Genomic DNA, 716 nt, shown 5'->3' on the forward strand with positions numbered 1-716 from the left:
GGGGGGGGAAAAGAGAACTTTAGCGGGGGAAGGGGGGGGGGGGAGGGGGTGGGGGGGGGGCAAAGGGGGGGGATTTGGGCCCGTTTCTTTCTGTTCCCCCGCGCACGGCCCGCCCCACCAGCGGATTTCACGTACCGGATGCCTATGACCAGGGGATTTGACGCTCCGTTTTCATTCGCGTAACTTATTCCAGGTCAGAGCGACACGGACACCGACCCCGACCGAGAGGCCGGGGACACGAGGTTGGACGCAGGCGCCTGAACTTCCCGAGAACACCGAGCAAGTTTCGATGCTTTCGAGATGTCCTGATCGCCACCGGTTTGCGCCGGGATGCGGCAGGGGATAAGTTGGAACGGTTGCCCCGGAGCGGCTGGCGAGTGAGTCAGCGGTGATGGTGTGTGCGTGTTCTTTGAGAACTCAACAGTGTGTCGATGAATGTCAGTGCCAAATGTTTTTGGTACTCCGCATCACGGATTGCTTTCGGGGCCTTCGGGTTTCGGGGTATGTGTGGTGTGGGTATTTGCTGGCCCTTCTCCTTCTTCCGTCGGTGGGGGTCAGTGTTTGATAGCTAGTTTGAGTTTTTTGCTAGTGATTTGACTCGATGTCTATGACTGATTAACGGGTTCGCCTGTGAAATCTAGAGTCTTCAACGGAGAGTTTGATCCTGGCTCAGGACGAACGCTGGCGGCGTGCTTAACACATGCAAGTCGAGCGGT

Annotated in this window: 1 rRNA gene; it reads left to right on the forward strand. The window is 57.7% G+C overall.

Features of this window, described 5'->3' with window-relative positions:
- Positions 1-646: 646 nt before the first annotated feature.
- Positions 647-716: ribosomal RNA gene (locus tag ACFU5V_RS32995) — 16S ribosomal RNA — on the forward strand; the annotation flags it as partial.

It is taken from the genome of Rhodococcus sp. NPDC057529, from assembly GCF_042802055.1.
Classification (GTDB): domain Bacteria; phylum Actinomycetota; class Actinomycetes; order Mycobacteriales; family Mycobacteriaceae; genus Rhodococcus_F.